The organism is Halomonas caseinilytica, assembly GCF_001662305.1.
In the GTDB taxonomy this organism is placed as follows: Bacteria; Pseudomonadota; Gammaproteobacteria; order Pseudomonadales; family Halomonadaceae; genus Halomonas; species Halomonas caseinilytica.
Map to the genome: position 1 here is coordinate 198,315 of NZ_BDEP01000007.1, position 6,646 is coordinate 204,960.

Annotated in this window: 10 protein-coding genes and 1 pseudogene; 1 reads left to right on the plus strand and 10 read right to left on the minus strand. The window is 60.0% G+C overall.

The genetic code is table 11. The features are described from left to right. Positions 1–90 precede the first annotated feature (90 nt). A complete protein-coding gene (locus A9O65_RS05465) occupies positions 91–1,197 on the plus strand; it encodes a histone deacetylase family protein (protein WP_064701558.1) in 1,107 nt (368 codons plus the stop codon). A gap of 327 nt (positions 1,198–1,524) precedes the next feature. Here A9O65_RS05465 and A9O65_RS17160 read toward each other — a convergent pair whose 3' ends face one another. The 10 genes and pseudogenes from A9O65_RS17160 to A9O65_RS05510 all read right to left on the minus strand — a co-directional run bounded on the left by A9O65_RS17160 (position 1,525) and on the right by A9O65_RS05510 (position 6,502). After that, positions 1,525–2,259 carry a hypothetical protein gene (locus A9O65_RS17160; RefSeq protein WP_139180673.1) on the minus strand — a complete coding sequence of 245 codons (735 nt, stop codon included), beginning with the start codon at positions 2,257–2,259 and terminating at the stop codon, positions 1,525–1,527. A 214-nt stretch (positions 2,260–2,473) separates the two neighbouring features. Continuing rightward, the gene (gene ssb, locus A9O65_RS05475; RefSeq protein ID WP_064701560.1) at positions 2,474–2,983 is read right to left on the minus strand and encodes a single-stranded DNA-binding protein; all 510 of its coding nucleotides are present in this window, start codon (positions 2,981–2,983) and stop codon (positions 2,474–2,476) included. 9 nt (positions 2,984–2,992) lie between these two features. Then, the gene (locus A9O65_RS05480) at positions 2,993–3,454 is read right to left on the minus strand and encodes a recombination-associated protein RdgC (RefSeq protein ID WP_437438256.1); all 462 of its coding nucleotides are present in this window, start codon (positions 3,452–3,454) and stop codon (positions 2,993–2,995) included. A gap of 4 nt (positions 3,455–3,458) precedes the next feature. Continuing rightward, positions 3,459–3,578 (minus strand): annotated as a pseudogene (locus A9O65_RS17645) (recombination-associated protein RdgC); the annotation flags it as partial. A gap of 39 nt (positions 3,579–3,617) precedes the next feature. Continuing rightward, positions 3,618–4,496 carry a hypothetical protein gene (locus A9O65_RS05485; RefSeq protein WP_064701561.1) on the minus strand — a complete coding sequence of 293 codons (879 nt, stop codon included), beginning with the start codon at positions 4,494–4,496 and terminating at the stop codon, positions 3,618–3,620. Next, positions 4,489–5,274, minus strand: a complete 786-nt coding sequence (locus A9O65_RS05490) for a Rad52/Rad22 family DNA repair protein (RefSeq protein ID WP_064701562.1) — start codon at positions 5,272–5,274, stop codon at positions 4,489–4,491. The genes A9O65_RS05485 and A9O65_RS05490 overlap by 8 nt, the downstream gene beginning before the upstream one ends. Positions 5,275–5,354: 80 nt before the next feature. After that, a complete protein-coding gene (locus A9O65_RS05495; RefSeq protein ID WP_064701563.1) occupies positions 5,355–5,750 on the minus strand; it encodes a hypothetical protein in 396 nt (131 codons plus the stop codon). Beyond that, on the minus strand, positions 5,747–6,091 hold the full coding sequence (locus A9O65_RS05500; RefSeq protein ID WP_064701564.1) for a hypothetical protein: 345 nt from the start codon (positions 6,089–6,091) through the stop codon (positions 5,747–5,749). The genes A9O65_RS05495 and A9O65_RS05500 overlap by 4 nt, the downstream gene beginning before the upstream one ends. Continuing rightward, positions 6,088–6,288 (minus strand): hypothetical protein, encoded by a 201-nt coding sequence (locus tag A9O65_RS05505; protein WP_064701565.1) that lies wholly within the window; start codon positions 6,286–6,288, stop codon positions 6,088–6,090. Before A9O65_RS05505 ends, A9O65_RS05500 begins: the two co-directional genes overlap by 4 nt. Before the next feature lie 4 nt (positions 6,289–6,292). Further along, positions 6,293–6,502, minus strand: coding sequence for a hypothetical protein (locus tag A9O65_RS05510; protein WP_064701566.1), 210 nt, complete (start codon positions 6,500–6,502; stop codon positions 6,293–6,295). Positions 6,503–6,646: the final 144 nt, after the last annotated feature.

Consider the following 6,646-nt stretch of genomic DNA (forward strand, 5'->3'; position numbering starts at 1 on the left):
CTTGGAATGCCCGCTTACAACCCTGATACTCTCTAGTCAGCTGTATGACCTGCCTCGTCTCTAGGGTGAGCACAACAGGGAGCCTTCGCAATGGCCGAACAGAACCGCGTGATCGCCTTTTATGACGAGCGGATGCTGGCTCATGAGCCGGATATCGAGGTGCCTTTCGTGCCGGGTCGTATGGATGACCGTATCCGCAGTCTGTTGTCGGGGCTGGGTGTCCCCTGGAAGTATCCGGAACACCCCGCCAGGCTAACTGCCATCCGGCATCTGCTGGAACTCGAGCCAGTTGCTGGCGTGACCTTCGAGTCAGGCATGGCAGCGACGCGGGAGCAACTGGGCCGCGTGCACACCAGTTCCTATCTGGACCATATCTTCGAGCTTCGCGGCCAGAGCGCCTGGCTGGATGTGGACACCACTGCCGTCTCGCCCGGCAGCGTCGACGCCGCCGAGGTGGCTGCCGGTACGGCGATCGCCGCCGTCGAGGCCGTCATCGAGGGGAGGGCCGAGAGCAGTTTCGCGCTGGTGAGGCCTCCTGGCCACCACGCCGAGCCGGTGCGCGCCCGTGGCTTCTGCCTGTTCAACAACGTGGCGGTGGCCGCCGCCCATGCCCGCGCGGCACTGGGCTGCAAGCGGGTGATGATCGTTGACTGGGATGCCCATCACGGCAACGGTACCCAGGACATCTTCTGGGCCGACCCGCACGTGCTGTTCTTCGATCTGCACCGCGCCGCCCCCTTTTATCCCGGCACGGGGAGTCTCGAGGAGATCGGCATGGGCCTGGGGGATGGTGCCAACGTCAATGTCCCCCTCCCCGCTGACGCTGGCGATGCCGCCTACCTCAAGGCCTTTCGCGAGATCCTGGTACCGGCGGCCAAATGGTTCCAGCCCGACCTGATACTGGTCTCGACCGGTTTCGATCCGCACAGCCATGACCTAGCCATGGAGGTCTCCTATGACGGTTTCGCCGCCATGACCAGTATCCTCAAGGACCTAGCCCACCAGCACTGTCAGGGACGCCTGGTTTTCGTACTGGAGGGCGGTTACAACCTGATCTCGTTGTCACGCGGCGTCTGGTCGGTGCTTCGAGTGCTGGCCGGCGACGAGCCGCCGGAACCCGGCCAGCGTGGCATCGCCGAGGTCGAGACCGCAGTGGGCTTTCACCGCGGCGCTTTCGTCGGGTCACCCCCGGAATGACTGGGCGGCCACGCTGGCGGCTTCGATGCCGCTACAGACGCTGCCGTATCGCATGTCTGTCTCCCTGGCATGAAAAAGGCCACCAATCAGGGGTGGCCGAGACGAATAGCGCTGGTCTAGGTTGAGAAGCTCAATCCAATGAGTAGGGGGCGCTTCAGTTTTTCAAAACAGGCAGCTTCGACGATCCGGGTAAGCTTCAGCAGATCAAGGACGACATGGGCCTATATCAGCCATGTATGGCTTAGATAAGTCTAAGAATCCTCGCCCAGCAGTTCGCGGCGGGGCTAATCTCATGATGCAAACCTTGTTATTCACTTCCCATTTTCTCTATTTTTTAAAAAAGGCTTCTTCAACAAATATTCCGCGCGGCTCGTGAGCAACGTAATTGGTTATAGATTCCCCAAGTTCATCATCCAGGAAGTCCATGATATTTTCTGGAGAAAGATCTTCCTTCGAAATGGAGTTTGAGATAAAAATCCAGTCTTCGCAGAACATGCCGTCAACGTCAATCACTGCTATGTGACATTCGCCGTCGACAACATACTCCAAAATATACTTAACCCTATCTGTTATAGTTACCCCTAGAAATTCATGCTTTTTCCCTTTCACTTCACGATACCTTGAGGTTGGATTAAATCGTGGCCTTGTCTTACATTTGATCAACTTTCCTCCAGTATCCAACCCAATCATCCAGCCATTTCTATCATCAGGATAGTGAAATTCATCTCCCTTTATAAAAAGTTTTGAGTACTCTTCTCCATGCTCACTTAAATAGCCAAGGGCCTGCAAAACCCTAGGGTCTTTGTATTTTTTAATAGGAACGGCCAACTCATTGTTGATTATTAAGTAAATTGCATTTATGGGGATTGATGCATCCCTTTTGTTGATCAGCGTTAGATTTGTAATCCTTGGAAGCTTGTTTCTTTCATGTGATAACTCATAGTCGGCTTCCACTTTTTTGAATGTTTTAGTCCAGCCAAGATATATAGCAAACAAAGAAGAAATAAAAACAAAAGGCAGGCTTATAGCTTGAGCTAATTGAAAGATTTCCGGCTCCGTCATGCTGCATCCCTTGAAGTAAGCATCTCGCATTATGTTAGCATTGACGCCTAATATTTCGTATAGGCGTGGAAGTATTGTTTATTAGCGGCAGCGCCACTGAGTGTAGAGATGATCTGCATCAATGCCTATAGTGTGGGCATTGGATACTGCTAATCAGACCGACCCGTCCTGGCGAGCAGCCTCGGTTTACGGTCGGGGGAGGATGTTGGTGGTGTCAGCCGCCCATCAGCGGGTGCATGGGAGCGAATGGGATCTCGTCGTCGAAGTCGTCCCCGCCAGGAGGATTCGGCGGCGCAGCCTGTTGTTGCTGGTACTGCCGTTGCTGGTCGAAATAGCCGCTCTGTGAGTGCTGGGGCTGGGGCTGGGCGCTGCCCTGTGGCTGCCCTTGCCGGGAGTCAAGCATCTGCAGATCGTTGACGATGATCTCTGTGACGTAACGATCCTGACCGCTCTGGTCTTGCCACTTCCGTGTCTGCAGTCGCCCCTCGACGTAGAGCTTCGATCCCTTGCGGACGTACTGCTGGGCGATCTCGGCCAGTTTTCGGAACAGGATCAGCCGGTGCCATTCGGTCTTTTCCTGCTTCTGGCCACTGTTCTTGTCGGTCCAAGATTCGGACGTAGCCAGACCGATATTGGCCACTGGCGTCCCTGCCTGGGTGAAACGCACTTCGGGATCCTGGCCGACATTGCCGATCAGGATGACCTTGTTGATGCCTCGAGCCATGAGGGCCTCCTATGCTGCTGAGGGGAAGTCGGCACCAGCCTGGGCTTCGCCACCCAACCACTGGAGCAAGGTGTCGACGGTGACGCCGAGAACATGAGTCATGATCGTGAAGTCAGCCTCGAGGCGAGCAATGGGGTCGTCGCCATCGTCCTGCTGGGCAGCCTCGTCAATCACCGCGTCGTCGAACCTGATTGATTTGATGGTCAGGCCGTCGTGGAGAACGAACCGAATCATGCTCTCGATGCCCAGGGCGAGCTTGCTGGCCTGACGACCGCATTCCAGGTGGCTATGGATCTCGTCGCTATCCAGGTCGAGTTGCCGGCCTCGGATCACGCCATCATCGCCCTTGGCCTTGAGCTCCACCGTGTCGCCGATCTCCATCTCGGCGGGCCGTGTGCCCGGGTCGCTGAGCCAACTGGTCATGGCCCGCATGGGTAGGGTGTTGGTGGCCAGCGGGTGGGCACCAGCCAATGCGTCGGGCCTCGCTGCCGCCGAGCGGACGGTAGGCCTGGGCGGCCAGCAACCCCTCGAGGTAGGCGTCGTCCAACCCGGGCGCGTCGTGTAGGCGGTACAAGTGTAGGTTGCGGAACCACATGATCTATCTCCTGGCGGGGCCCTGCCGGCCCCGTGTGGATTACTGCTGTAGGCTGACGTGGCGGATGTCACTGCTCTGGATGGCCGACAGCACGTCGACGGCCTGGCTGGCATCGAGTCCGGCGACCGCCTGCAGATCCTCCAAGGCCTCGCCGAACGGATCGGCGGCCGGCACGTCCTGCAGAGCGCTACCCAGTCCCGCCCAGTCGTCGAGATCGGCTGGTTCAGAAGGCTCTGCGGGATTGGACGGCTCAGTGGGCTGTGCGGGCTCGGTAGGGGGCTGGGCTGCGCGCAGGCGCTCAAGTTCCGCACGCTCCCACTCGATCTCCTCGCGTTCGGCGGCCAAGCGCTCACGCTCTAGGGCAGCGGCGTGCCGTTCGCGCAGGGTGGCCAGCACCCGGGCCTTCTCGTCCTCAGCCTCTTTGGTGATGTCGAAATAGCCCTCGGTGTCGATGGCCTCGGCTTCGTCGATCAGGCCGGCCAGGCCGGTGGAGTCGAGCCCTTCGGCGGTATCGAGGTAGCTGGTGACTTCTTTCTCGAGGCGCTCGCGCAGTTGGGCGATGCGCGCCTCTTTGGCACGTTGTTCGGCCTCGTCCACCTCGCGTTTGGCCTCCCGATGCGGGGCTTCCAGTTGCTCGACTTCGCCGATCAGTCCCTTCGCACGCTGATTCACCATGTCGATGAAATCGCGGTGGGGCTTGGTGATCGCGAGGCGGGCTTTGTCGGTGCCAGTGCGCATCTTGGTCAGCGCCTGGATGGCCTGCTTTCCGGCTTTATAGCCCTCCTTGGTGGAGTAGTCCGGCACGGTGCCATACTTCTCGCGGAGCTCGGCCATCTGTTGCTCGGCGTTGTCGAGTTCGACCAGCTCGGCGGCGTAGGGCTGCGGAGCGTTTTGCAGTTGTTCGGCGGCATTACCCATGGCTCTCGGCCTCCTGTTCGGTTTGCTGTTGACGTTCTGCCCTGGCGCGCTCGATACCCTCCTCGGCTGCCTTCTGGATCATGGCGGCGCCCTTGGCGCCATCGACGCGGGCCATGCTGGCCTTATCCGGCACGCGCTGGAGGATGCGTTCGGCGGCAAGCTGGATGCTGCGAGGGTGAGGAATCTTGTTGCGTAGGGTGTCGCACTCACGGCTCAGCCAGTCCTGATACTCCTGGCGGTAGCGCTCAATCTCGGCGTCGGCATCCTCGGCTTTGGCGATGCGGGTCTCGGCCTCGCGGGCGGCCCGGTAATCCTGGTCGTCGAACATGCCGGTAAAGATGTCGGCAGCGAAGCCGAGCAGCGACAGGCACTTCTTCATGGCGTCCGATACCGACTTCTTGGGCGCCTCGCCATCGGTCATCCACGATCCTTTGTTCGTGCGATAGACCGCCCGGGTGTGACCGAACTGGGTCACTTCGCCTTTCTCGCCGTGCCAGCGGTACCAGAGCAGGAGGCGGACGGTGTGCGTCAGTTCGTGGGCTTTCACCTCTCCGGTCTGTGGGTCAAGGATCGGGGCGCCCTGGTCGTAGCGCTCCTCCTCAATCTGATACCCCCAGCCCAGGCCCATCGGGCCGAAGACCTGAGTGGCCAGCCGGATCATGTGCATGGTGTCGATCGCGGTGATCTGCTGGCCGTTGACGTTGGCCTGCTTCACCACGTTCGTCGGTGTTTTCTCCACCTGGTGCCATAGCTCCAGGTAGTCAGTGTTCTGAGTCATGCGTTATGCTCCTCTCGATTCGTTCATGGAAGTGCGGATCGCCCGGCCCGCCACCTGTGCCAGCAGGTGAGCGGGCTTCTTTATTCGCCTCGGGCCTTGGCTAGTGCGGCGCGGGCTTTGTCCTGTGCTGGGCCGCTGCCTTCGCATACACTCCGCTCTACTGCTGCGAGTAAATCGTTGAGCGCCTCGTACAGATCCTCGCCAGCCTTCCGCTTCATGCCCCGAGCGTCCGAGATGCGGCGCTGTTCGGACACCAGATCGTCCACGTCGCCTTCCCTGAACCACTGGCGGCACAGGCTGTTGAAGTTCTTGTGTTTCGGAATCCAAGGCCGGTCTTCACCGCTGACGGATAGCTTTCCGAGCTCTCGCGGCTCCAGATCCTTGGTCCAAACCATGACCGTGCCGTCGCTGTAGAGCTGAAAGCGCACGCCTTCCTTGTGATATTCCGGGTAGACCCGGCTGGGCTGGTCACTCATGCCGCCTCCTTTGCTTTCGCTTCTGCCTGCTCTCTGACGATCTGCTCCATCGCCCGCCCGATCCGCTTGCCGACGTGCTTGATCTGCTCGTCATCGCCGGAGCGCACGGCCTGCATGATCTCGCCCAGGGCGGCGCCATAGCGTTCGATGAAAGCGTCTTGTGGGCCGCTGTACGTCGTGCCGGTGTCGTAGAGGTCGCCGTCTGCCCAGTCCGTGATGTAGCTTTCGACCCACGCCTTCATGGCCGCATCCTCGCGATCACGCTCGTCGAGTGCGTCCGGGTGGAGATGCGGGAATCGTGGAGCGATGGTGTCGGTGCCGATTCGTGCAATGCTGTTCATGCCGCCTCCTGCTGTTCCCGGTAGTCGATTGCCAGGCTCTCGGGGTCGTCAGCGAACAGCGTCAGCGTGCTCGTCTCCCCGTCTCGGCCTTCGATGGTGAGGGTGGCCGTGTAATACACGCCGTCCGACGTGCGCCCCTCGCGAACTCCCACAAGAGTTATTCGCTCGACGCCATGCAGATTGATGTCCATGTTCATGTCGTCACCTGTAGAGCTGGATCAATGGCTCGGCCTGGCCATGCCAGCGCCGGGAGAAATCAGCAGCCCGCGCCGCATTGGCCGGGTCTTTGGGCTCGGTCCAGCGGCAGCCGATGATGGGCTTCTCTGGCGCCTTGATGACCTTGCCCTTCGCTCGGGCTTGGCGGCGGGCCTCGATGACCCGGGCTCGCCGCTCTCGAAGATTCGGTTCCATATCGCCCTCCTCTCGGGGTCAAAAAAGCCGCCCGGAGGCGGCAATCGGGGGAATCGATGACCGGCTCTCGCCGGGATGCGGATGCATCGGGAAACCGGCTCTGTCGCTTCCCGCCAGTTGTTCAGGGCTGCGATACCCCGGCCC